This is a genomic window from Aeromonas sp. MdU4 (genome assembly GCF_041929505.1).
Classification (GTDB): domain Bacteria; phylum Pseudomonadota; class Gammaproteobacteria; order Enterobacterales; family Aeromonadaceae; genus Aeromonas.
Genome location: NZ_JBHFMW010000016.1, coordinates 22,255 through 42,325 on the forward strand (window position 1 = coordinate 22,255; position 20,071 = coordinate 42,325).

Below are 20,071 nucleotides of genomic sequence, written 5' to 3' on the forward strand. Positions count from 1 at the left end.
ATTGAACCGGTGCCTGTGGCTGCAATTACGCCAGTAGCTGTTTTACCGTGGCCAGCAGGGTGCGGACATCCTCGGGGCGAGTTTGCCCGTTCGCACTGTCGATGATGGAGCTGTAGACATGCGGGATCACCTTTTCGACTCCGGCTTCCAGCGCGATCAGCACTATTTCCCCGAAGTTATCCAGATCGATGCCTCCGGTCGGTTCCAGCCAGAAGCCATGGCGGGCACAGGCTTCGGCCACTGCTTGATACTCGTCGCGGCAGGCCAACCCGCCCATGGGGAAGAATTTGACCGAGCTGCCGCCCATATCCTTGAGCAGGGCGATGGCGGTATCGATAGGGACAATACCGTCCGGCTGCTGGGCGCTGAGGGGGCCGGTAGAGATCTTCACCATCCCCGGCGTGCCGGTAGGGGAAATAAGGCCGTTGACCAGCGTTTGTGACTGGCCGAGCAGTGCCCGGCTGGCACCGACGCCGGTGAACACCTGGTTGACGTGCTGGGGCTGCAGCTGGCAGGCCAGCTCGGCCACCATGGCTGACTGGCGTGGATCCCCCGCCCCCAGCCCGATGGAGAGCGCATTGTCGATAAGCTTGGCGTACTCCTTCATGTCCGCGACTGCAGAGGGGATGTCCGGATAGTTTTTGGAGAGCACACCGACCAACACGTGGCCTTCGGCTGCTTCGTAGATTGCAACCGCATTTTCTTTGGAACCCGCCAGCACGTTGAGGCAGACACGATCACGGTAGTAGTTGGGGGTAAGGGACATCAGCGATTCTCCTGAACGAGGTGGGCAATGGCGCAATGGATCTGGTCGAGTTGGGGCACGGTGACGCTGCGCACGTCGATCTCGATGTGCCCCTCGTTGGCCTTGTAGCCACGGCAGTAGATGGCAGGCGTACCCTGCTGCAGGCGGGTGACGACCTGCACCGTGGTCATACCGATCTGCTGGTGGTCAAAGGCGATATCGGTGCGGGCAATGTCACGCCCCGCGCTGTCCCATACCACTTTGGCGGTGACGCCGGGCAGCAGGTTGAGGCGCTCGATGAAGGGAGCCATCTTGGCGACCATGGCTGTGCCGCTCTCTTTCTCCTTGGCCAGGTAGCGCTCGATGGCGTGGGTCAGACCAAGGATCCCCTCCTTACCCACTTTCATGGCGCGGCCGATGCCGTTGGCTTGCTGCTTCACCCACTCCACATACTGGCGTTTGCCAAGCACCAACCCGCTGGTGGGCCCTTCGATAGCTTTGGCGCCGCTGTAGATAACCAGATCTGCCCCCTGGTTGTAATAGAGGCGCAGATCCTCTTCGGCTGCCGCATCAACGATCAGCGGCAACTGGTGAGCCTTGGCTACCTCGGCGGCCTCGGCCACCGACAGAATGCTCTTCTGTACGCAGTGGTGGGATTTGATGTAGAGGATGGCGGCGGTGTTGGCATTGATGGCCGCTGCCAGCTGGGCGGCAGAGCACTCGTTGGCGTAGCCGGCTTCCACTACCTTGCCGCCACCCAGATTGACCATGGTACCGACCGGGGCGCCGAAGTTGACGTTGTGCCCCTTGGGCAGCACGATTTCGCTTGGCACGTCATGAGGGTGGGCATGCAGTTGCTCGAGGCGGTGGGGGTCGCCGCGTACGATCACGGCTGCCACCGATTGGGCGATGCCCGCGCTGGCGCAGGAGACCACCACCGCATCTTCAACACCCAGCAAGTCAGCCAGATAGGCGCCGGTCTTGTTGACCAGATCCTTTACCTCGAAGTAGTGGCCGAGCCCGAAGTTGACCGCATCGACCACCTCCTGCTCGGGGGTGGAGACACCGAGAATGGTCATGCGCCCGGAGGCGTTGATCACCGGTTTGAGCTGATATTTCTCATAAACAGAAGGCATGGTGTGATTTCCCATTGTGAGTCAGAACCAGTTCCCCACTCACCAGTGCGGCGAGGGGTTGCAGTTGTTGGTCACCGCTGCGGGACTGGGTTTCAGTGTCCATAAACAGGGTCGGGCCGCTGGCGACCTCGAACAGGGTCAGATCGGCATCGGCGCCCACTTCGAGTCGCCCCTTGCCAGTCAAATGCAGTGCATCGGCCGCGTGGCAGGTGACACAGGCAAGCACCTGCTCCAGCGTCATGCCGATGGCGAGAAACTTCGACATCACGTGGGCCAGGCTGTAGACGGGGCCCTTGATACGGTTTTTGCAGTAGATATCGGAGCTGATGGTATGGGGCAGGATCCCCTGAGCAATAGCCAGCTCAGCCACGTCAAAGCTGAAGCTGGCGCCGCCGTGGCCAATGTCGAGCCGCATGCCCCGCTGCATGGCGTCGTGCACCGCCTGACGCAGTTCGCCAGCTGGGGTCAGGATGCGGTTGGGCTTGCCGTTGAAGCAGTGGGTCAGCAGATCGCCATTCCCCAGCAGAGCGACGATCTCGTCCAGATCCGGCGGCGTGTTGCCTACGTGCACCATCAGCGGCAGCTGGCCGTGAGCCTGTTGCAGCGCCTTGGCCATGCGCAGCGGTTGCAGACCGTTTTCTCCGACTACGCTACCGCTCATCCGTGCCTTGATGCCGACGATAAAGTCGGGGTGGCGGCGAATGGCTGCCGAGGCGAGATCCATATCGAGGTCCCGGCTATCCGCCAGCTCGTTCTGGCGTAGCAGACCGATACGGGAGATGTTGAGCAGGGCATGCACCCGGGTCTTGCAGCCCGCAGCGATATGCTGGAAGTCATCTACATCGTCGGCTCCGGTGCTGCCGGCGTCGATGACGGTGGTGACGCCGGACTCTACGCCCACCTTGTCCGGCTCATCGTGATAGATGGGGGAGGCGGGATAGCAGTGGGTGTGGCCGTCGATCCAGCCGGCGCTCACATAAATACGGCCAGCGAGATCGAGAATCTGTTTGGCTACCTCATCGGTTGGCAGCTGGCCAATGGCTGCCAGCTTGCCCTCCTTGATGGCGATATCGATGAGCTGACCATTTCCCTGGCGCCCCGCTCTGATAATCATGTCATACATGGCGATGACCTCTAGAGAGCCGCCCCGCAGGGCGGCTGATGCTTACACAAGGGCAACCGGGAAGAGGGTGCCAAGCAGCATGGCTCCCAGAATGGCGCCGCCGGTAATGGGCTTGCCCCACACGTAGAACAGCAGCGCACCCAGCAGGGAACCGATACCGATGGGAATCGAGGCGCCCATCGCGGAGAGGATGATCAGGGGGCCGAGGAAGCGGCCAGAGCTGTTGCCAGCCCCCATCATGACGTCGGCGCCGTAGGTGGAGTTGCTCTGGTTGATGGTGAACTTGCGCGCCAGAATGATGATGCCACCAATAGCGAGACCGATGACCATACCGGTGGCCAGTGAGGCGCCAAAGTTCTCCACCGGATAGACAATACCGGCCCCCAGCAACAGGGCGGGCACGCCGAGACCAACTCCGGTCTGGATGGCGCCGCCGATATCCAGGATCCCCACCAGAGATCCCTCGATGATCCGAGCAAACAGGAAACTGGCGCCGAAGGCGGCTACCGCCCCGTAAGCACCGGTGTCCATTCCGGCTTTCAGCATGGCGACGAAAGCCACCTCGTTGAAGGCGCCGACCCCGTACAGATAGAACATGTGGGTACCGGCAAAGACCCCGGCAGAGAGCAGACCGACAAAGATGGGGAATGACCAGTCGGCATACCAGAAGTTGTTTTTCAGTTTCTCATCCATGGTGTGATCCCTTATTTGCCGCTCAGCAGGTTATGGACGCTGTCCAGCCACAGGGGGACACCCATATGGAAGGATTCAATCAGTTTCATATCGAAGCCGCGGAAGAAGCCGCTCAGTACGAACAGCAATACGATGGCCGCCATCATCACCTTGGTAACATGGTTCCAGCCGCTATCTTCTACGCCCTTGCCGATGAGTATGCCGAGTACCAGACCGGGGACTGCGTTGCCCATAATGAGCTGCGCCAGACCGCCGAAAATGGTGGCCCAGAAACCGGATTTTTTGCCCGCTTCGATGGCGGCGAGCCAGAAAATCACCGGCATGACGGTGTTGACCAGCAGGTTGGCCGCTGGCACCAGCACCTTGACCGCGGTGACTTGCAAGGCGGCGGGAACTGCTGCTGCCGTGCTGTTGAGGAAGGCGACCACGATGGCGCCGATGATGCCGCTGGCAATGGCCATCTTTTTCGGGTCATGGAGTGTGCTGGCGAGATCCCGGTTTTTGACCAGCAAGGCCGCCGTGGCCCAGTGCGGAATGATGCGGTGATCTACGTCCTGGGTGAAGGCACCTGCCGCCACGGTCGAGGCCCAGGCATTGAAGAAGAAGCCAAGGCCGAACGAGAAGTGGGAGGCTGGATCCCCTTCACAAGAGTTGAGCTCACCCAGGGTGCGGAAAGCGCCCATGCCCTGTACGGTCGGGGCGTGGAACATCCGCGCCGCGCCGGCCCCCACCCCGACGCCCACCAGGCCGCCAATGATGAGAGACTTGAACAATATGATTAGAAACATTCAACGTATCCTTCTTGTGGGGTTGTGCCTGCGCAGGCGTCACACCCGGGTGAACGCCACCTTGGCGGCATCCAGACTGGTGACCTGAACTTTGATCTCCAGCTGGACGCGGTATTCGTGACGCTGGCGCGGCAGGAAGAAGAACAGGAACTTCTCCACCCGGACCAACTCTTCTGCCTTGAGTACTTGCACCTCGAGCGGCTCGATCCGCAGCATCACCAGCGGATTATCCTTGAGCAGAGTGGGCTGTACCTGGCTGAGGGCGGCGGCAAATGCCTGTTGGCGGGTCGCCCCCTTGCCATTGACGATGACCTGGGTGGTGAAGTTCTCTTTCATCAGGCGCGTCCGTGTTTCTTGGCGAAGGCTTCAACCAGTTTCTGGCCCAGCTCTTCCTTGTCCATGAAACCAAAGCCCAGCACGACGCACCCTTCGTTGATGGCGGCGACGCCCTCCTCAACAGAACGCATGCCGTAGCGGCACTTATAGCCGTACTTGGTCTGGGCGGTGATGGCGCCAGCGCCGCCACTGCCGCAGAAGGAGATGCCGAGATCCGCCTGCTCCTTGTTCATTACGTCACCGAGTTTCATATCGGCGGCCATGCCGGGAATGACGGTCACTGTGGCGCCAGCGTTTTCTGCACCAGCCCCGACTTTCTGGCCCTTGCCGAGACGGTCTCCGATCACGAGTTTGATAGCTGTCATATCGATTTCTCCTTTAGTTACTGGGGCTGCACTGAGCTGAGTTCGTTTTCTTTGGCCACTTCAAAATGGACGGACAAGAGGTGGGCCTCTTCATAAGCAAGCCGATCCAGCCAGCTGACTACCTGTTCGGCCAGTTGGAGCGAGAGCGGGGAGATCTCATCAAACAGGCTGAGATCCACCTCTGGCAGGGGGTCGCCACTGCAGGAACGCCACACCATGGCTTTGACGTGGGAGGCCAGCATCTGTAGCTGCACCTCGTTGGGGATGATGCCCTGTTCGGCCAGCAGGGGATGGATGCGCCCGAGGATATGGTCGGTCTGGCGCAGCAACTCCGGGCTGTTCGGGGTCAGGGTCTGGTCGTGAGTCTCTGTTTGCAATGTCTGCTCTCCAAGGCTGGCAGAAGGTATGGGCTTACCCTAAGCCCATGTGACGATGCAGAGGAGGCAGCTTTTTTCCGATTCGAAGCGGAAATTCTTGAGGAGATGGCCCCAAAGTGAGCTTTTCGGTGAGAGAAAGGCAAAAAGAGTGCTTATTGGCGCTGGTTTTGTGTGACCGGTAGCGCACTAATCGAGGGGAGAAGGCAGAGCAAGTGTTGCTGGAAACTGTGAGTCATCTCACGGTCACAGGTGTTGTCGAGTTGACAGATGTGGAAAAGGGCGGTTTCCCGCCCTTGCAAAAACAGAGGTCGCGCTAGCTGGCTGACGCGGCGCTCGAGCTGCTGGCCATCCGCTTCTGATAGCGCAGGTCTTCTTCTATGGTGACCACCACTTCCAGCGGCTTGCCGGAGCGGAAGACCGAGATGGTGAGCTTGGTGCCGGGGCGGCTCTCAACAATTTTGTCCATGGCGCTGCGCACGCCACTGATGGCCTCTCCGTTGATCTTGAGCAGCACATCCCCCCGCTGCAGGCCGCCTTTGGCCGCCGGACCGTTGGGATCCAGACTCTCAACCACCAGGCCGCGCAGGTCGCCCAGGTTCATCATCCGCGCGACGATGGGATTGATCTCGACGCTGGAGACCCCGAGGTAGCCGCGGATCACCCGGCCGTTGGCGATCAACTCATCCATGATCCGTTTTGCCAGGCGATAGGGGATGGCAAAGCTGATGCCATAGCTCTCCTGATTGCCGTTGAGGTGATAGGTGGCGGTGTTGATCCCCACCAGATCGCCACGGCCGTTGACCAGCGCACCGCCCGAGTTGCCCTCGTTGATGGCGGCATCGGTTTGCAGCAGATCCTGACGGCCATTGCCATCGGGTCCCATGCTGGATAGCCCGGTACGGCCGGTGGCGCTGATGATGCCCTGAGTGATGGTCTGGCCGACGTTATAGGGGTTACCGATGGCGAGTACCACATCCCCCACTTCTGGCAGCCGTTCCGGATCTTGCGGGATCACCGGCAGGTTGTCTGATTCGATATAGAGCACGGCGAGGTCGGTAAGCTGATCGGTACCGACCAGTTCGGCGCTGAAGACGCGGCCATCTTGCAAGGCGACGATGATCTGATCGGCATCGGCAATGACGTGATAGTTGGTCAGTACATAACCGCGTTGGTTCATGATGACGCCAGAGCCGAGCCCTTGCGGCTGCAACTGACCACGATTGCCCTGATTGGGGGCAAAGCTGCGGGTGTAGATATTGACGACGGCAGGGCCTGCCCGATGGGCGGCATAAGAGAAACTCAGCTCACGGGCATTGGTGATAATGCCGGGTAGCTGGGCACCTCCGCGAAAATTGGGAAACAGCAGCAACAGCAGCGCCGCGACGGTTAATCCGAAACCGACAGACTTGCCCAAGTAACTGACTAAAGGGGGGATTTTCATGTCATTCTCATCCGTACAGGCAGCGCGCAGAGAATAACACTATCGATGGACAAAAATCACCCGCGGCGAGTGCCGCGGGTGACGGGGGGGTTGGCGAGCAACCAGAGTGTTAGCGGATCACCAGATAGAGCGAAGAGTCGCCGCGCTGGATGTTGAGCGCCAGCACTTCCGGCTTGCTCTTGAGCGCTTTGGTCAGCTCACCCAGAGTGTTGATGCGCAGGCGGTTGACCCCGATGATGATGTCACCCTTCTGCAGGCCGGAAGCGGCTGCCGGAGAGCGGGGATCAATGTCTGCCACCGCAACGCCGGAGACCGGGTCGGTGGTGGTGCTCAGCTTGGCCCCTTCCAGTGCCGGGTGCAGCGCACTGGCGCGCACTTCACTGTCATCGGCCTGCTTCAGCGTCACCTTGGCAGTTTGTGACTTGCCATCGCGGATCAGTCCCAGCTCGACCTGCTTGCCGGCGCCCATGGTGGCGATCTTGGCGCGCAGTTCGCCGAAAGATCGAACTGGTTTGCCATCGATGCTGACGATGATATCGCCCGCTTTGATGCCTGCCTTGTCGGCCGCAGAATCAGGCATGACCTGATTGACGAAGGCACCATCCTTCTTGTTGTAGCCGAAGGTCTTGGCGATGTCGGAGGTGAGCTCGGTGCCGGTAATACCCAGCTGGCCGCGGCGTACTTCACCGTATTTGACGATCTGTTCGGTCAGATCCCGCACCATGTTGGAGGGGATGGCAAAGCCGATGCCGATGTTGCCGCCGTTCGGGCCCAGAATCGCGGTGTTGATGCCGATCAGCTCGCCACGCAGGTTGAGCAGAGCACCGCCGGAGTTGCCGGAGTTGATGGCCGCATCGGTCTGGATGAAGTTCTCCAGGTTTTCGATGTTGAGGCCGCTGCGCCCCAGTGCGCTGACGATACCGGAGGTCACGGTCTGACCCAGACCAAACGGGTTGCCGATGGCCAGCGCATAGTCACCAACCCGTAGTTCGTCAGAGTCGGCGAACTTGATCTGTACTAGATCCTCCGCCTTGATTTGCAGCAGGGCGATGTCGGACTGCTTGTCTTCCCCGATCTTCTTGGCCGCATATTCACGACCATCTTTCAGGTTGACCTTGATCTCGTCCGCCTCGTGAACCACATGGGCGTTGGTGATCACGTAACCCTTTTTGGCATCGACGATGACGCCGGAGCCGAGCGCCTGGAACGGCTGCTCGCTCACCTGTTCGTCGGGCATGTTGGGGCCGAAGAAGAACTTGAACTGTTCCGGCAGACGCTGGCGGGTGATTTTTTTGCCAGAGACTGAAATATTGACCACAGCTGGCGTGACCTGTTCGAGAACGGGCGCCAGGCTTGGCATCTCCTGATTTGAGCCTAACAGGGAAGGCAGTGCAGCCTGAGCAGGGGCCGCAGACATGGCGATACCGACACTGAGGGCTAGCACACTGAGCATGGAAAGAGGTTTACGCATATGAAAAACAGCTCCCAGAAAAAGTTGCATTGCAATCGTCAAGGTCAGACCACGGGACGAGCCAATTAGTTCCGCGAGGAACTAGTTTGGTTGCTTGAGCAGCCCGGAAGAGGCGCCAGCATAGTCACGGGGTGGAACACCCGGCTCTTCCGCTTCATTGGCTGGTGTTTCTTCTGCCGATGGTTCGCGGAACAGCGGTTCCTGTGCCTTTGCCAGAAATTTACTCTGCTCGGCCATGTGGCGGTAGAGGGTCTGATACTGCTCGGCCAGTTGTTCCATCAGCGCCGCGCTGTCGGCAAAGTGGGTATTGATCTGGCCCTGATAGTTTTCGAGCTCTTTGTGGGCCTTGTTCAACTCCTGTTCCAGACGGCCAGCATCACGGCTACGTACCGAGAAACGGCCGATGATGATACCGACGATCAGGGCTGCGACAGCCAGCAGGATCCCAGTTAACAGACTCATAGATGCTCCTTGTTACAGCGAAAACAGTGTGTGTTTATACGGCTGGATGAGCCGCCATAGCTTGATGGCACTATACCGTGCACCCTGAGGCCGTGATACCATTTTGTCCTCTATTCAGGGAGTTGGAGAGGCGTTCAAGGATGACACCGCAGCAAAAATACCAGCAGGATCTGCTGCGCCCCGGCTTTGTGGCCGACCCCGCGCAGGGGATGGCGATCAGCAGGCTGGAGCGACTGTATCAGGATTTGTTGCGGCGTCCGACTCCGACCAGATCCCGCGGGCTGTTCGGCTGGCTGCAAAAAACCAAGCCAACGGCACCTGTCCAGGGTATCTATATGTGGGGCGGAGTGGGCAGAGGCAAGACCTGGCTGATGGATACTTTTTTCGACAGCTTGCCGGGGGATCGCAAGATGCGCAGCCATTTCCACCGTTTCATGCATCGCATTCACGATGAACTGCAGGGGTTGAGTGGCCAGGCTGATCCGCTCAAGCTGGTGGCCGCCAAGCTTGCAGGCGAGACGGATATCATCTGTTTCGACGAATTTTTTGTCTCCGATATCACCGATGCCATGCTGCTGGGTACGCTTTTTCAGGAGTTGTTTGGCCACGGTGTCGTGCTGGTCGCCACGTCAAATATTCCGCCGCACGATCTTTATCGTAACGGGCTGCAGCGAGCCCGTTTTCTGCCAGCTATCGAGCTTATCGAGCGCCATTGCGAGGTACTTAACGTGGACGGTGGTATCGACTATCGCCTGCGTACGCTGGAACAAGCCGAGATTTATCACTGTCCGCTGGATTTGCAGGCAAAAGCCAATCTCGACCGCTATTTTCAGCAATTAACCGGCGGACATGCGACTTATGGGGGAGAGTTTGAGGTCAATCATCGTCAGCTGATGTCGCTGGGGATGGGGGAAGGGGTGCTCTATATGGAATTCGAGCAACTTTGTTGTACTCCCCGTTCCCAGAACGACTATATCGAGCTGGCACGGCTGTTCCACACCGTGTTGTTGGCCAATGTTCAGCCAATGGGCAGAGGCACTGATGACGCGGCTCGCCGCTTCATTGCCATGGTCGATGAGTTCTACGAACGGCACGTCAAGCTCATCATGTCGGCGGCGGTTCCCATGACAGAACTCTACGGCGAAGGGCTGCTGAATTTCGAATTCAAACGCTGTCTTTCGCGGCTTCAGGAAATGCAATCGCACGAATACCTTGCCAGAGTGCACCTTCCTTAGTCACAATACCGCGCCTGCCAGTCGGATGGGCATCTGCGGCAGGTAGGGTCGGGCGACATTTGCTGGTTTCATGGCAGTGAAATTAGCAGGTGATATTTAAGGCAACTTCACTTATAATCGCCCGGCCCACGTTACAGCTGTCGATAAGACAGCAACACTTTAAGCTTTACTTGTATTCGAAGGGGTACAGGTAGGCCATCGTTTGTTGTTTGTGGGAGAGCCCCCATAAGCAATTGGGTCTGTAACAGGTAATTGGGTTTAACTTAATGAAAACTTTCGTTGCCAAGCCAGAAACCGTAAAACGTGACTGGTACATTGTGGACGCAGAAGGTAAAACTCTGGGTCGTATCGCAACCGAGATCGCTGCTCGTCTGCGTGGTAAGCACAAAGCTGAGTACACTCCGCACGTTGACACCGGTGATTACATCATCGTTGTAAACGCTGAGAAGGTACACGTAACCGGTAAGAAATTTACCGACAAAATGTACCACGCTCACTCCGGTTTCCCGGGTGGTATCAAGTCAATCAGCTTCGACAAGCTGATTCAGCGTAAACCGGAAATGGTAATCGAAGCTGCTGTAAAAGGTATGCTGCCGAAGGGTCCTCTGGGCCGTGCCATGTTCCGTAAACTGAAAGTTTACGCAGGCGCCGAGCATGCTCATGCTGCTCAGCAACCTCAAGTACTGGATATCTAATCGGGAACTGGCAACATGGCAGAAAATCAATACTACGGTACCGGCCGTCGCAAAAGCTCCACTGCTCGCGTATTTATCAAAGCGGGTAGCGGTAAAATCGTAATCAACCAGCGCTCTCTGGAGCAGTACTTCGGCCGTCCGACTGCCCGTATGGTAGTTCGTCAGCCGCTGGAACTGGTTGAGATGACCGAGAAACTGGACCTGTACATCACCGTTAACGGTGGTGGCATCTCCGGTCAAGCTGGTGCGATCCGCCACGGTATCACTCGTGCTCTGATGCAGTACGACGAAACCCTGCGTTCCGAACTGCGTAAAGCTGGCTTTGTTACTCGTGATGCCCGTAAGGTTGAGCGTAAGAAAGTTGGTCTGCACAAAGCTCGTAAGCGTCCGCAGTACTCCAAGCGTTAATTCGCTTTTGGTACTCACTCTTTCGAGTGTCAAAAAAGCCTGGCAACTGCCAGGCTTTTTTTATTGGTAACATTACCGATATCAATGCTAACCACGCGTCACAAAAGACAAAAAATTGTATCTTTATTGTTTTCATTGCTCGCCTCTCTTTCTTGTCAAGTTGTTATCTTTTCTTTAAAATTTCCCCTGTTTTCTGTGGCAATTGTAAATCCAGCTTCCGCCGCTGTTGTCACGGGAAAAATGGGGAACAGGGACACTATAAGAATGTGCGGAGTCCACATGGGGGAGTTTTTGGATGAGCAATGCGCCAGTTGATACCGGTCGCCGCAGATTTCTTACCTGGTCAACGGTTGCCGTTGGTGGGGTAGGAGCTGCGTTTACCGCAGTGCCGTTTATAAAGTCATGGAATCCGAGCGCCAAAGCCAAAGCGGCTGGTGCTCCGGTCGAGGTCGATATCAGCAAGTTGGAACCGGGTCAGCTCATCCGTGTCGAGTGGCGAGGTAAACCCGTCTGGGTCGTTAAGCGTACCCAGCAGACACTTGATGCCTTGGCGGCACATGATGACAAGCTGCGGGATCCCTCATCTGAAGAACCACAACAACCCGATTATGCTCACAACGGCTACAGATCTATCAAACCCGAGATTTTTGTCGCTGTTGGTATTTGCACCCATCTCGGGTGCTCGCCCTCCTATTTGCCGGACAGCTTTGGCGAGCAGGTACAAGGGGTTACATCCGGTTTCTTCTGTCCGTGCCATGGCTCAAAGTTCGACATGGCAGGTCGAGTGTTTCAGGGGGTGCCAGCACCTTTGAACCTGGTCATTCCGCCGTACCAATATCTTAACGACACCACCATCAGGGTCGGTGCCGATGGCAAGGAGGCCTGACCATGTTGAGTAAACTGATGGGCTGGATCGACTACCGATTCCCGCTCACGGCCATGTACAACGACCACATGGCCAAGTATCCGGCACCGAAGAACCTGAACTTCTGGTACTTTTTCGGCTCTTTGGCCATGTTGGTGCTGGTTAACCAGATCATTACCGGCATCTGGCTGACCATGAACTACAACCCCTCCGCAGAAGGTGCCTTTGCCTCTGTGGAGTACATCATGCGGGATGTGGAGTACGGCTGGCTGCTGCGTTACATGCATTCCACCGGCGCGTCTGCCTTCTTCATCGTGGTCTACATGCACATGTTCCGCGGCATGATCTATGGCTCTTATCAGAAGCCGCGTGAGCTGCTGTGGATCTTCGGCATGCTGATCTTCCTGGTGCTGATGGCGGAAGCCTTTATGGGCTACTTGCTGCCCTGGGGTCAGATGTCATTCTGGGGAGCGCAGGTCATTATCTCGCTGTTTGGCGCCATTCCGGTCATCGGCGACGATCTGACCCTGTGGATCCGCGGTGACTACGTCATCTCCGGCGCAACCCTGAACCGCTTCTTCGCGCTGCACGTCATTGCGTTGCCGCTGGTGCTGGTCATGCTGGTTGCCATGCACATCTTGGCGCTACATGAAGTGGGTTCCAATAACCCGGACGGTATCGACATCAAGAAGCACAAGGATGAGAAAGGTTGGCCGCTGGATGCGGTGGCATTCCACCCTTACTTCACCGTCAAGGATATGATCGGGGTGGCGGGCTTCCTGTTCTTCTTCTGCGCGATCATCTTCTTCAAGCCGGATATGTGGGGTTACTTCCTCGAGAAGCCGAACTTTGAAGTGGCCAACGGGCTGAAAACCCCGGCACACATTGCGCCAGTGTGGTACTTCACCCCCTTCTACGCCATTTTGCGGGCGGTGCCGGACAAGCTGCTCGGTGTCATCATGATGGGTCTCTCCATCGTGGTGCTGTTCCTGTTGCCCTGGCTGGATCGCTGCAAGGTGCGCTCGGTGCGCTATCGCAGCAAGCTGCACAAGCTGAACATTGCCCAGTTTGTGGTTTGCTTCGTGATTCTGGGGATCCTCGGGGTGCTGCCGTCGACGCCGACGCTGACGCTGATTGCCCAAATTTGTACCCTGGGTTATTTCGGGTTCTTCGTCCTGCTGTTCTTCTATAGCAAGAATGAAAGCACCAAGCCGCTGCCGGAGAGGGTGACATTTAAATGAAAAGAATAATATTTGCAGTGCTGACCCTGCTGCCGTCACTGGTGTTTGCCAATACCGGAGCCGTGCATCTGGACAAGGCCAACTATGACCTGAACGACAAGGCATCCTTGCAGCGTGGTGCAACCACCTTCATGAACTACTGCTTTGGTTGCCACAGCACCCAATACCAGCGTTATAACCGGGTTGCCGAGGATCTGGGGATCCCGGCAGATCTGATGTCTGCCAATTTGATCGTCAATGGCGCCAAGATTGGTGATTTGATGGAAAATGCGGTGCATGACAAGGATGCCGCCAAGTGGTTTGGGGCTCCCCCTCCCGATTTGACGCTGGTTGCCCGGGTACGTGGGGCGGATTGGATATATACCTATCTGCGTTCGTTTTATGTGGATCCAACCCGTCCGTTTGGGGTGAATAACGTAGTGTTCCCGTCTGTGGGCATGCCCCATGTGCTGGAGCCGTTGCAGGGAACGCCGCGTGCCGAGTTCGCCACTCACACGGTCGACGGGGTGGAAACCCAGCAGGTTGTCAGCATCAAATCTGACGGCAATGGTGAAATGAATAACGAAGAGTATGATCAGACGGTGCTGGATCTGGTAAACTTCTTGGTCTACTCGGCTGAGCCAGTACAACAGGAGCGTGAACGCATGGGCTTCTGGGTACTTGGCTTCATCGTAATCTTCTTCATCTTCACTGTGCTGTTGAAGAAGGAATTCTGGCTCGACGTTCACTAAGCGACCAGATCCGAGTAATATAATGCACGGCAATGAAGATCAAGATGCTTCATTGCCGTTTCTGCTTTTTTATGACGGGAGGGTTCAATGGCTGTAGCTGCCAATAAGCGTTCGGTAATGACGCTGTTTTCCGGTGCCAACGATATGTTCAGCCATCAGGTGCGTATTGTCCTGGCGGAGAAGGGTGTTAGCGTGGATATCTGCCAGGTTGACCCTGCCAATCTGCCAGATGAGCTGGCCGAGCTGAACCCGTACAACTCTGTACCGACCTTGGTGGATCGTGAGCTGGCACTCTATACCTCACGCATCATCATGGAGTATCTGGACGAGCGCTTCCCGCACCCGCCCTTGATGCCGGTTTATCCGGTTGCCCGTGGTAACAGCCGTCTGATGATGCACCGCATCGAGTTGGACTGGTACTCCCTGGCCGACAAGATCATGGCTGGCACTGATGCCGAAGCTGCACGCAACGAACTGCGTGACAACCTGCTCGCAATCGCCCCGATCTTCGGTGAAATGCCCTACTTCATGAGTGAAGAGTTCGGTTTGGTGGATTGCTACATGGCCCCGCTGCTGTGGCGTTTGCCGAGCCTTGGCATCGACCTGACCGGTCGTGGTGCCAAAGAGCTGAAAGCCTATATGGTTCGTCTGTTCGAGCGTGAGTCCTTCCAGGCCTCTCTGACCGAAGCCGAGCGGGAGATCCGTTCTGGCGTATGAGTATGGAACCGACAATGACCCCGAGCCGCCCGTACCTGTTACGGGCGTTCTTTGACTGGCTGCTGGACAACGATCTGACCCCCCATCTGGTGGTCAACGTCAACATTCCCCATGTGATGGTGCCGATGCAGTTTGCCCAGGATGGTCAGATTGTGTTGAACATCGCGCCTCGTGCCGTGATGCAATTTCACATGGATAATGAGGCCATCAGTTTCAGCGCTCGCTTTGGCGGTGTCTCTCAGCAGGTTTACATCCCGATGGCGGCCGTGCTGGCTATCCATGCCAGGGAGAACGGCGTGGGTACCATGTTCCCGCCCGAGCCGGGTTACGATATCTGGCTGGAACAGGCTGAAGCGCCGGTGGAACCCGAGCCGGAACCACCGCGTCCCAGTGGTCGTCCAACCCTGAAAGTGATCAAATAAAAAACGCAGCCGATTGGCTGCGTTTTTTTATGCCGGGTTGGCTTAGTTCTGGGCGAACTCGAAGGCCTTGATAACGCGCTTCACACCATTCACGTGGCGGGCAATCTCGACCGCTTGTTCTCCTTCCTGGCGAGTCACCAGACCAATCAGGAATACTTCGCCATTCTCGGTGACTACCTTGACCTTGGTGCTGTCGAAGTTCTTGGTGCCGAACATGTCGGCTTTCACCTTGGAGGTGATCCAGGAGTCATTGCTGCGGGTGGTGAGACTGGCTGGCTGGCCGAGGCGCAACTCGTTATAGACGTGACGAACGCCATCGATGCGACCGACAATTTTGCCCGCCTCCAGTTTGTAAACGTCAGAAGGCGTCTGGCCGACCAGCAGGACGCGGCCGTTATTGCTGTAGACGCTGATCTTGCTGGCGGCGCTCAGTGGCTTGTTGTCAGCTAACAGATTGGCCGCTTTCAGTTCGATGGTCTGGTCATCCCATTGCGCGCCCAGAGTGCGGCGGTCGCCAGATGCCTTGGCGGTACCGGCTGCACCACCAACTACCACGGCTGCGCAGCCTTGCAGCAGCAGGGCACTAGCCAGCAGACCGAGCAGGAGGGTTTGTTTTTTCATGGTTTCAATCTTCCTGTTGCGGGAAAAGTGTCTGGTCGATGAGATCACACAGGCAGTGCAGGGTCAACAGGTTCACTTCCAGAATGCGAGGCCGACGAGCTGATGGCACGCGGATCTCCACATCGTTCGGTCCCAGCAGACCCGCCATCTCGCCACCGTCGCCGCCGCTCAGCACCACTATGGTCATATCGCGGGAGAGGGCTGCCTCGGCAGCCTTGATCAGGCTGCGGCTGTGGCCAGAGGTGGTAATGACAACCAGAATGTCACCCGGTTGGCCCAGTGCACGGATCTGCTTGGCGTATACCTCTTCGAAACCGTGGTCGGTGGCGATGGCGCTGATAGTTGCCATGTCAGGGGTCAGCGCCATACCGGGCAGGGAAGGGCGCTCGGTTTCGTAGCAGTTGACCAATTCCGAGATGAAAAGCTGGGCCAATGCTGCGGAAGGACCATTGCCGCATGCCAGCACCTTGTGGCCATTAAGCAGGCAGATGGTGATCATCTGGGCTGCAGTATGGATGGCATCCGGCAGCGCCTCGGCAGCGGCGATCTTGGTCTGGATGCTTTCGGTGTAGTTCTCTTTGATGCGGTCTGTCATAGGGTCCTCTTAAAATGCGTTCTGGATCCAGTCTGGCTGGTCCCCCTCGAACGCGATCACATCGAATCGGCAGGCCTGGCTGGCCTCGTTGATGGCATGTTGCTTCAAATAGTGTCGCGCGGCCAGCATGATCTTGCGCTGTTTTGCCCGGGTGACCGAGCTGGCGGCACCACCATGGCTGGTGGAGGCCCGGTACCTCACCTCAACAAACACCAGGGTCTGGCCCTGGTGCATGATGAGATCGATTTCGCCACCCCGACAGCGGTAGTTGCGAGTTACTGGCTGCAGACCACGCGCCTGCAGCCAGCGTTCAGCCACTAGCTCAAAGTGCTGTCCCTTGTTCGGCGGGGGCGAGAACAGGTTCTGCAATTGCTGGCGCATCCGTGCTAACAGCTCCTTCATTGGTTGGCTCCTCCAGCTGCTGGACTGCATTTTCGTCGACCAGCTTGCCATTCTGATAGGTGCCCCAGCTCAGCATTCGCACGATATTACCCTGCGCGTCGACACTCAGCTGGCCGCTCATGCCAGCCTGCTGCATCCCGCCGACCTTGCGCATCTGTTGCAGATTTTCCGCCAGTGCGACAGCGTCGTAGCCCATGGCAAACAGGCGCAGCAGGTCGCCCTGGGTCTGCGGCCACAGCAGGGCAACTTGCTCGCGCTGCTTCTCGTAACCGCCGAGCAGCAAAGGCATATCGGCGATATGCATACCGTTGAGTTCGGAGGTCACTTCGGTCGCAGCACTATCATAACCGCGCGGGCCGGTGAAGATCGGCAGGCTGCCCATCGGCTCGACCGAGACATCCACGTAGGGCTTGATCATCCGGGTTTCCAGCGGGTTGGCCACGATGTAGACGACATCGATGCTGCGCGGTGCCGCGTCGGAAAGCTGAACAACCTGGCCGGCCTTGGCAGTAGAGCGGCCACTCAGGGCGTTTTTGACCATTCCCTGCACTTCGTTGCGTGCGCCGAAGGTGGTGACTACCGGCTTGTCCTGGCTCACGGTAGCCCAAGCCTGTTCGAACGCCTTGATGCTGCTGTAGCCGATCCGCCCCTGAGCGGCGATTAATAGCGGTTTGCGGTAGCCCTGAGCGTAGAGATACTGGGCTGCCTGTGCCGCATCGGCAGCGGCAGAGAGAGAGAAGTAGTAGGTGGTGTCATTGACGATCGGCTTGTCCAGCTCGTTGAGCGCCAGCACCGGCACGGTTGGATTGGCTTTGAGCAGCTCCTCGACCCGGTCTTTCAGCAGCGGGCCGATGATCATATCCGCCCCTTCCTGAATCGCCTGTTTGTAGAGGTCGATAGTCGGTTTGCTCTGGGTGTCGTAGAAGTTGAGGGTAAATTGCCCCTGATTCTCCTTGTAGGACATTAGCATACCGTTCCGGATGGCGGCCCCCTGCGGTTCCAGATTACCGGAGAGGGGGAGCAGCACCGCAATCTGCTGTACCGAGGCGCTGGCAGAGGTGGTTGCCAGATCGCCAAGGCCCGCCGGCATGTCTTTCTGGGCCGGGTGATTGGGGAAGTCGCGTTTCCAGCCTGTCAGCTGGCGAGCCAGCAGGTTGGGCTGGGCACCGAATTCGTTGACCAGTGCCGCAAGGCGCAGCCAGCCTGTGGTAACGTCTGGAGCCGGAGCCTCTTCCAGCGCCTGCAGGGTGGACGGGGTCATGCTTTTGAGCAGTGACCAGATTTGTTGATGGTTGGTGGCAAGCTCATTCTGGGCCAGATAGGGTTCCAGCAGGATCAGTGACTTGGCAGCGCCAAATTTGTTGTTGATGTCTAGCTGCAGCACCACGCGCTGGCGATACCAATCCTTTTGGGTATCAGCATCCAGGGCGACTTCAGGCTTGCCTTCCAACAGGATCAGCGCCTGATTGGCATGGCCTTGCGCCAGCAACAGGTGGGCTTGCAGCAGTTGTAGCTGCGCCTTCTGGTCGGGGGCCTTGGCCTGCTTCTGCAATTGCTGGAACAGTGCCGAGGCCGGTTTGGCCTGGCCCAGCGCCAGATAGCTGCGTGCTGCCAACATCTGCCAGGTAAAGGCTTCGGCCGGTTTGGCCGGGTCCACCTGCTCAAGATACCACTGGGCATTCTTGGTCAGATTGGAGAAGGCAGAGGGCATGCCTGACTGCCCTGACGGTTGATTGGGATCCGACGCACAGGCGGCGAGCAGTACCGCCGCGAGTATGATGCCGAAGAGTCGTGATACACTTAGCTGCTTTGTAACCCGGTTCAAGTTCATTCCCCGACCAGTGTTGAAGTTCCCCATAGTGTAAACGGGCCAATATGGCGACACAATTGTCGGGACACTCGGAGATCCCATGAGTGACATCCCAACCCTGTATATAGTCCCCACCCCGATCGGCAATCTGGCGGATATCACCCAGCGTGCATTGGACATTTTACGCAGTGTCGATCTGGTGGCCGCTGAAGATACCCGCCATACCGGCATCTTGCTTAGCCACTACCAAATCTCGGTGCCGACCTTTGCCCTGCACGATCACAATGAGCAGCAGAAGGCTGACGTGCTGATCGGCCGGATCAAGGAGGGCAAGAGCGTGGCGCTGGTCTCCGATGCGGGTACACCGCTCATCAGCGATCCTGGTTATCACTTGGTCACCCGTTGTCGTGAAGCGGGGGTCAAGGTTGTGCCGCTGCCCGGTCCCTGCGCGGCTATTACCGCCTTGAGTGCGGCCGGTCTGCCCACTGATCGCTTTGCTTTCGAAGGTTTTCTGCCAGCCAAGAGCAAGGGACGTGATGATCGCCTGCAGGCAGTGATCGAAGATACCCGCTCCCTGGTGTTCTATGAATCGCCACGCCGGGTACAAGATACAGTCGAAGCGATTGCTCGCATTCTCGGCGAGCGTCAGGTTGTGGTGTGCCGCGAACTGACCAAAACGTTCGAGTCCATCCACGGTTTGCCCGCCTCCGAAATGCTGGTCTGGCTAGGTGAGGATGACAATCGCTGCCGCGGCGAGATCGTGCTGGTTGTGGCTGGCGCTTCTAAAGAGGAAGAGGATCTGCCTGCCGAGGCGATCCGTACTTTGGGGTTGCTGGTTGCCGAACTCCCGCTTAAAAAAGCGGCGGCATTGACTGCAGAGATCCACGGTGTGAAGAAGAATGCCCTCTACAAGTACGGTCTCGAGCACTATTAATCGTTGTAAACGGGAATTGCCGGTTTACCCCGTGGCTATCGCAAGGCTATAATCCGCGCCTCGGAGTTGGCTGGGCAATCGCTGCTTCGTCGTTGTGTCCCTCGGGACAGACGGGCGGAGGGGAGGAAAGTCCGGGCTTCATAGGGCAGGGTGCCAGGTAACGCCTGGGGGGCGTGAGCCTACGACCAGTGCAACAGAGAGCAGACCGCCGATGGCCCGCAAGGGATCAGGTAAGGGTGAAAGGGTGCGGTAAGAGCGCACCGCGCGACTGGCAACAGTTCGTGGCACGGTAAACTCCACCCGAAGCAAGACCAAATAGGCCCCCTATTGGCGCGGCCCGCGTTGGGGGCGGGTAGGTTGCTTGAGCCAGCGAGCGATTGCTGGCCTAGAGGAATGATTGCTACCCGGGGCAACCCGGTACAGAACCCGGCTTACAGGCCGACTCCGACCTCATTCCG

24 protein-coding genes and 1 other RNA gene are annotated in these 20,071 nt (G+C 57.8%); 10 read left to right on the forward strand and 15 right to left on the reverse strand.

Annotated elements, in window-relative coordinates; translation table 11 throughout:
* Positions 1-25: 25 nt before the first annotated feature.
* From ACE1BR_RS08585 to ACE1BR_RS08635, 11 genes are all read right to left on the reverse strand, one after another.
* Positions 26-766 (reverse strand): KDGP aldolase family protein, encoded by a 741-nt coding sequence (locus ACE1BR_RS08585; protein WP_374869356.1) that lies wholly within the window; start codon positions 764-766, stop codon positions 26-28.
* Positions 766-1,881 (reverse strand): DgaE family pyridoxal phosphate-dependent ammonia lyase, encoded by a 1,116-nt coding sequence (locus ACE1BR_RS08590; protein WP_374869358.1) that lies wholly within the window; start codon positions 1,879-1,881, stop codon positions 766-768. Before ACE1BR_RS08590 ends, ACE1BR_RS08585 begins: the two co-directional genes overlap by 1 nt.
* Complete coding sequence (locus tag ACE1BR_RS08595) at positions 1,865-3,004, reverse strand: amidohydrolase/deacetylase family metallohydrolase (RefSeq protein WP_374869360.1); 1,140 nt, start codon at positions 3,002-3,004, stop codon at positions 1,865-1,867. Before ACE1BR_RS08595 ends, ACE1BR_RS08590 begins: the two co-directional genes overlap by 17 nt.
* A gap of 42 nt (positions 3,005-3,046) precedes the next feature.
* Entirely contained in the window at positions 3,047-3,697 is a 651-nt protein-coding gene (locus ACE1BR_RS08600) for a DUF4310 family protein (protein WP_111806435.1), read from the reverse strand.
* A gap of 11 nt (positions 3,698-3,708) precedes the next feature.
* Positions 3,709-4,485 carry a DUF4311 domain-containing protein gene (locus tag ACE1BR_RS08605; RefSeq protein WP_111806437.1) on the reverse strand — a complete coding sequence of 259 codons (777 nt, stop codon included), beginning with the start codon at positions 4,483-4,485 and terminating at the stop codon, positions 3,709-3,711.
* A 39-nt stretch (positions 4,486-4,524) separates the two neighbouring features.
* Positions 4,525-4,821, reverse strand: a complete 297-nt coding sequence (locus ACE1BR_RS08610) for a DUF4312 family protein (protein ID WP_374869363.1) — start codon at positions 4,819-4,821, stop codon at positions 4,525-4,527.
* On the reverse strand, positions 4,821-5,186 hold the full coding sequence (locus ACE1BR_RS08615; RefSeq protein ID WP_374869365.1) for a glycine-rich SFCGS family protein: 366 nt from the start codon (positions 5,184-5,186) through the stop codon (positions 4,821-4,823). The genes ACE1BR_RS08610 and ACE1BR_RS08615 overlap by 1 nt, the downstream gene beginning before the upstream one ends.
* A 17-nt stretch (positions 5,187-5,203) precedes the next feature.
* Positions 5,204-5,563: a transcriptional regulator gene (locus ACE1BR_RS08620; RefSeq protein ID WP_374869367.1), complete on the reverse strand. Its 360-nt coding sequence runs from the start codon at positions 5,561-5,563 to the stop codon at positions 5,204-5,206.
* Positions 5,564-5,876: 313 nt separating this feature from the next.
* Positions 5,877-7,004, reverse strand: coding sequence for an outer membrane-stress sensor serine endopeptidase DegS (gene degS, locus ACE1BR_RS08625; RefSeq protein ID WP_374869369.1), 1,128 nt, complete (start codon positions 7,002-7,004; stop codon positions 5,877-5,879).
* A gap of 109 nt (positions 7,005-7,113) precedes the next feature.
* The gene (locus ACE1BR_RS08630; protein ID WP_374869371.1) at positions 7,114-8,475 is read right to left on the reverse strand and encodes a Do family serine endopeptidase; all 1,362 of its coding nucleotides are present in this window, start codon (positions 8,473-8,475) and stop codon (positions 7,114-7,116) included.
* A gap of 81 nt (positions 8,476-8,556) precedes the next feature.
* On the reverse strand, positions 8,557-8,937 hold the full coding sequence (locus ACE1BR_RS08635) for a YhcB family protein (RefSeq protein WP_374869373.1): 381 nt from the start codon (positions 8,935-8,937) through the stop codon (positions 8,557-8,559).
* Positions 8,938-9,077: 140 nt separating this feature from the next.
* Here ACE1BR_RS08635 and zapE point away from each other — a divergent pair, with 140 nt between their 5' ends.
* The 8 genes from zapE (at position 9,078) to ACE1BR_RS08675 (ending at position 15,251) form a co-directional block, all read left to right on the forward strand.
* Positions 9,078-10,172: a cell division protein ZapE gene (gene zapE / locus ACE1BR_RS08640; protein ID WP_374869375.1), complete on the forward strand. Its 1,095-nt coding sequence runs from the start codon at positions 9,078-9,080 to the stop codon at positions 10,170-10,172.
* Positions 10,173-10,438: 266 nt separating this feature from the next.
* Positions 10,439-10,867, forward strand: a complete 429-nt coding sequence (gene rplM, locus ACE1BR_RS08645) for a 50S ribosomal protein L13 (protein ID WP_005336289.1) — start codon at positions 10,439-10,441, stop codon at positions 10,865-10,867.
* 15 nt (positions 10,868-10,882) lie between these two features.
* Positions 10,883-11,275, forward strand: coding sequence for a 30S ribosomal protein S9 (gene rpsI, locus ACE1BR_RS08650; RefSeq protein WP_005336286.1), 393 nt, complete (start codon positions 10,883-10,885; stop codon positions 11,273-11,275).
* 295 nt (positions 11,276-11,570) lie between these two features.
* On the forward strand, positions 11,571-12,161 hold the full coding sequence (gene petA, locus ACE1BR_RS08655; protein ID WP_374869377.1) for a ubiquinol-cytochrome c reductase iron-sulfur subunit: 591 nt from the start codon (positions 11,571-11,573) through the stop codon (positions 12,159-12,161).
* Positions 12,162-12,163: 2 nt separating this feature from the next.
* Positions 12,164-13,381 carry a cytochrome bc complex cytochrome b subunit gene (locus ACE1BR_RS08660; RefSeq protein ID WP_374869379.1) on the forward strand — a complete coding sequence of 406 codons (1,218 nt, stop codon included), beginning with the start codon at positions 12,164-12,166 and terminating at the stop codon, positions 13,379-13,381.
* The gene (locus ACE1BR_RS08665; RefSeq protein WP_374869381.1) at positions 13,378-14,112 is read left to right on the forward strand and encodes a cytochrome c1; all 735 of its coding nucleotides are present in this window, start codon (positions 13,378-13,380) and stop codon (positions 14,110-14,112) included. The genes ACE1BR_RS08660 and ACE1BR_RS08665 overlap by 4 nt, the downstream gene beginning before the upstream one ends.
* 87 nt (positions 14,113-14,199) lie before the next feature.
* Positions 14,200-14,829 (forward strand): stringent starvation protein SspA, encoded by a 630-nt coding sequence (gene sspA / locus ACE1BR_RS08670; protein ID WP_042012397.1) that lies wholly within the window; start codon positions 14,200-14,202, stop codon positions 14,827-14,829.
* Entirely contained in the window at positions 14,826-15,251 is a 426-nt protein-coding gene (locus ACE1BR_RS08675; protein ID WP_005336278.1) for a ClpXP protease specificity-enhancing factor, read from the forward strand. The genes sspA and ACE1BR_RS08675 overlap by 4 nt, the downstream gene beginning before the upstream one ends.
* Positions 15,252-15,293: 42 nt before the next feature.
* Here ACE1BR_RS08675 and dolP read toward each other — a convergent pair whose 3' ends face one another.
* From dolP to ACE1BR_RS08695, 4 genes are read right to left on the reverse strand one after another with little or no spacing between them, the layout of a single operon-like run.
* Positions 15,294-15,872, reverse strand: a complete 579-nt coding sequence (gene dolP, locus ACE1BR_RS08680; protein WP_374869383.1) for a division/outer membrane stress-associated lipid-binding lipoprotein — start codon at positions 15,870-15,872, stop codon at positions 15,294-15,296.
* Between the two features lie 4 nt (positions 15,873-15,876).
* Entirely contained in the window at positions 15,877-16,467 is a 591-nt protein-coding gene (locus tag ACE1BR_RS08685; RefSeq protein WP_181269569.1) for an SIS domain-containing protein, read from the reverse strand.
* 9 nt (positions 16,468-16,476) lie between these two features.
* The gene (locus tag ACE1BR_RS08690; protein WP_374869568.1) at positions 16,477-16,848 is read right to left on the reverse strand and encodes a YraN family protein; all 372 of its coding nucleotides are present in this window, start codon (positions 16,846-16,848) and stop codon (positions 16,477-16,479) included.
* Positions 16,790-18,700 carry a penicillin-binding protein activator gene (locus ACE1BR_RS08695; protein WP_374869385.1) on the reverse strand — a complete coding sequence of 637 codons (1,911 nt, stop codon included), beginning with the start codon at positions 18,698-18,700 and terminating at the stop codon, positions 16,790-16,792. Before ACE1BR_RS08695 ends, ACE1BR_RS08690 begins: the two co-directional genes overlap by 59 nt.
* A 79-nt stretch (positions 18,701-18,779) precedes the next feature.
* Between ACE1BR_RS08695 and rsmI the strand changes: the two genes are divergently transcribed.
* Both rsmI and rnpB read left to right on the forward strand, forming a co-directional pair.
* The gene (rsmI, locus tag ACE1BR_RS08700) at positions 18,780-19,613 is read left to right on the forward strand and encodes a 16S rRNA (cytidine(1402)-2'-O)-methyltransferase (protein ID WP_069554204.1); all 834 of its coding nucleotides are present in this window, start codon (positions 18,780-18,782) and stop codon (positions 19,611-19,613) included.
* Between the two features lie 62 nt (positions 19,614-19,675).
* An RNA gene (gene rnpB, locus ACE1BR_RS08705) (RNase P RNA component class A) lies at positions 19,676-20,063 on the forward strand.
* The last annotated feature ends 8 nt before the right edge of the window (positions 20,064-20,071 follow it).

What these genes read in the sequence shown, in the direction of transcription:
- rsmI (WP_069554204.1), top strand. Translation starts at nt 18,780, where the DNA reads ATGAGTGACATCCCAACCCTGTATATAGTCCCCACCCCGATCGGCAAT.
- ACE1BR_RS08675 (WP_005336278.1), top strand. Translation starts at nt 14,826, where the DNA reads ATGAGTATGGAACCGACAATGACCCCGAGCCGCCCGTACCTGTTACGG.
- petA (WP_374869377.1), top strand. Translation starts at nt 11,571, where the DNA reads ATGAGCAATGCGCCAGTTGATACCGGTCGCCGCAGATTTCTTACCTGG.
- ACE1BR_RS08660 (WP_374869379.1), top strand. Translation starts at nt 12,164, where the DNA reads ATGTTGAGTAAACTGATGGGCTGGATCGACTACCGATTCCCGCTCACG.
- ACE1BR_RS08595 (WP_374869360.1), bottom strand. Translation starts at nt 3,004, where the DNA reads ATGTATGACATGATTATCAGAGCGGGGCGCCAGGGAAATGGTCAGCTC.
- ACE1BR_RS08635 (WP_374869373.1), bottom strand. Translation starts at nt 8,937, where the DNA reads ATGAGTCTGTTAACTGGGATCCTGCTGGCTGTCGCAGCCCTGATCGTC.
- ACE1BR_RS08605 (WP_111806437.1), bottom strand. Translation starts at nt 4,485, where the DNA reads ATGTTTCTAATCATATTGTTCAAGTCTCTCATCATTGGCGGCCTGGTG.
- ACE1BR_RS08590 (WP_374869358.1), bottom strand. Translation starts at nt 1,881, where the DNA reads ATGCCTTCTGTTTATGAGAAATATCAGCTCAAACCGGTGATCAACGCC.
- ACE1BR_RS08630 (WP_374869371.1), bottom strand. Translation starts at nt 8,475, where the DNA reads ATGCGTAAACCTCTTTCCATGCTCAGTGTGCTAGCCCTCAGTGTCGGT.
- ACE1BR_RS08665 (WP_374869381.1), top strand. Translation starts at nt 13,378, where the DNA reads ATGAAAAGAATAATATTTGCAGTGCTGACCCTGCTGCCGTCACTGGTG.
- ACE1BR_RS08615 (WP_374869365.1), bottom strand. Translation starts at nt 5,186, where the DNA reads ATGACAGCTATCAAACTCGTGATCGGAGACCGTCTCGGCAAGGGCCAG.
- ACE1BR_RS08600 (WP_111806435.1), bottom strand. Translation starts at nt 3,697, where the DNA reads ATGGATGAGAAACTGAAAAACAACTTCTGGTATGCCGACTGGTCATTC.
- zapE (WP_374869375.1), top strand. Translation starts at nt 9,078, where the DNA reads ATGACACCGCAGCAAAAATACCAGCAGGATCTGCTGCGCCCCGGCTTT.
- dolP (WP_374869383.1), bottom strand. Translation starts at nt 15,872, where the DNA reads ATGAAAAAACAAACCCTCCTGCTCGGTCTGCTGGCTAGTGCCCTGCTG.
- sspA (WP_042012397.1), top strand. Translation starts at nt 14,200, where the DNA reads ATGGCTGTAGCTGCCAATAAGCGTTCGGTAATGACGCTGTTTTCCGGT.
- ACE1BR_RS08585 (WP_374869356.1), bottom strand. Translation starts at nt 766, where the DNA reads ATGTCCCTTACCCCCAACTACTACCGTGATCGTGTCTGCCTCAACGTG.
- rplM (WP_005336289.1), top strand. Translation starts at nt 10,439, where the DNA reads ATGAAAACTTTCGTTGCCAAGCCAGAAACCGTAAAACGTGACTGGTAC.
- ACE1BR_RS08610 (WP_374869363.1), bottom strand. Translation starts at nt 4,821, where the DNA reads ATGAAAGAGAACTTCACCACCCAGGTCATCGTCAATGGCAAGGGGGCG.
- ACE1BR_RS08685 (WP_181269569.1), bottom strand. Translation starts at nt 16,467, where the DNA reads ATGACAGACCGCATCAAAGAGAACTACACCGAAAGCATCCAGACCAAG.
- ACE1BR_RS08690 (WP_374869568.1), bottom strand. Translation starts at nt 16,848, where the DNA reads ATGCGCCAGCAATTGCAGAACCTGTTCTCGCCCCCGCCGAACAAGGGA.
- degS (WP_374869369.1), bottom strand. Translation starts at nt 7,004, where the DNA reads ATGAAAATCCCCCCTTTAGTCAGTTACTTGGGCAAGTCTGTCGGTTTC.
- rpsI (WP_005336286.1), top strand. Translation starts at nt 10,883, where the DNA reads ATGGCAGAAAATCAATACTACGGTACCGGCCGTCGCAAAAGCTCCACT.
- ACE1BR_RS08695 (WP_374869385.1), bottom strand. Translation starts at nt 18,700, where the DNA reads ATGAACTTGAACCGGGTTACAAAGCAGCTAAGTGTATCACGACTCTTC.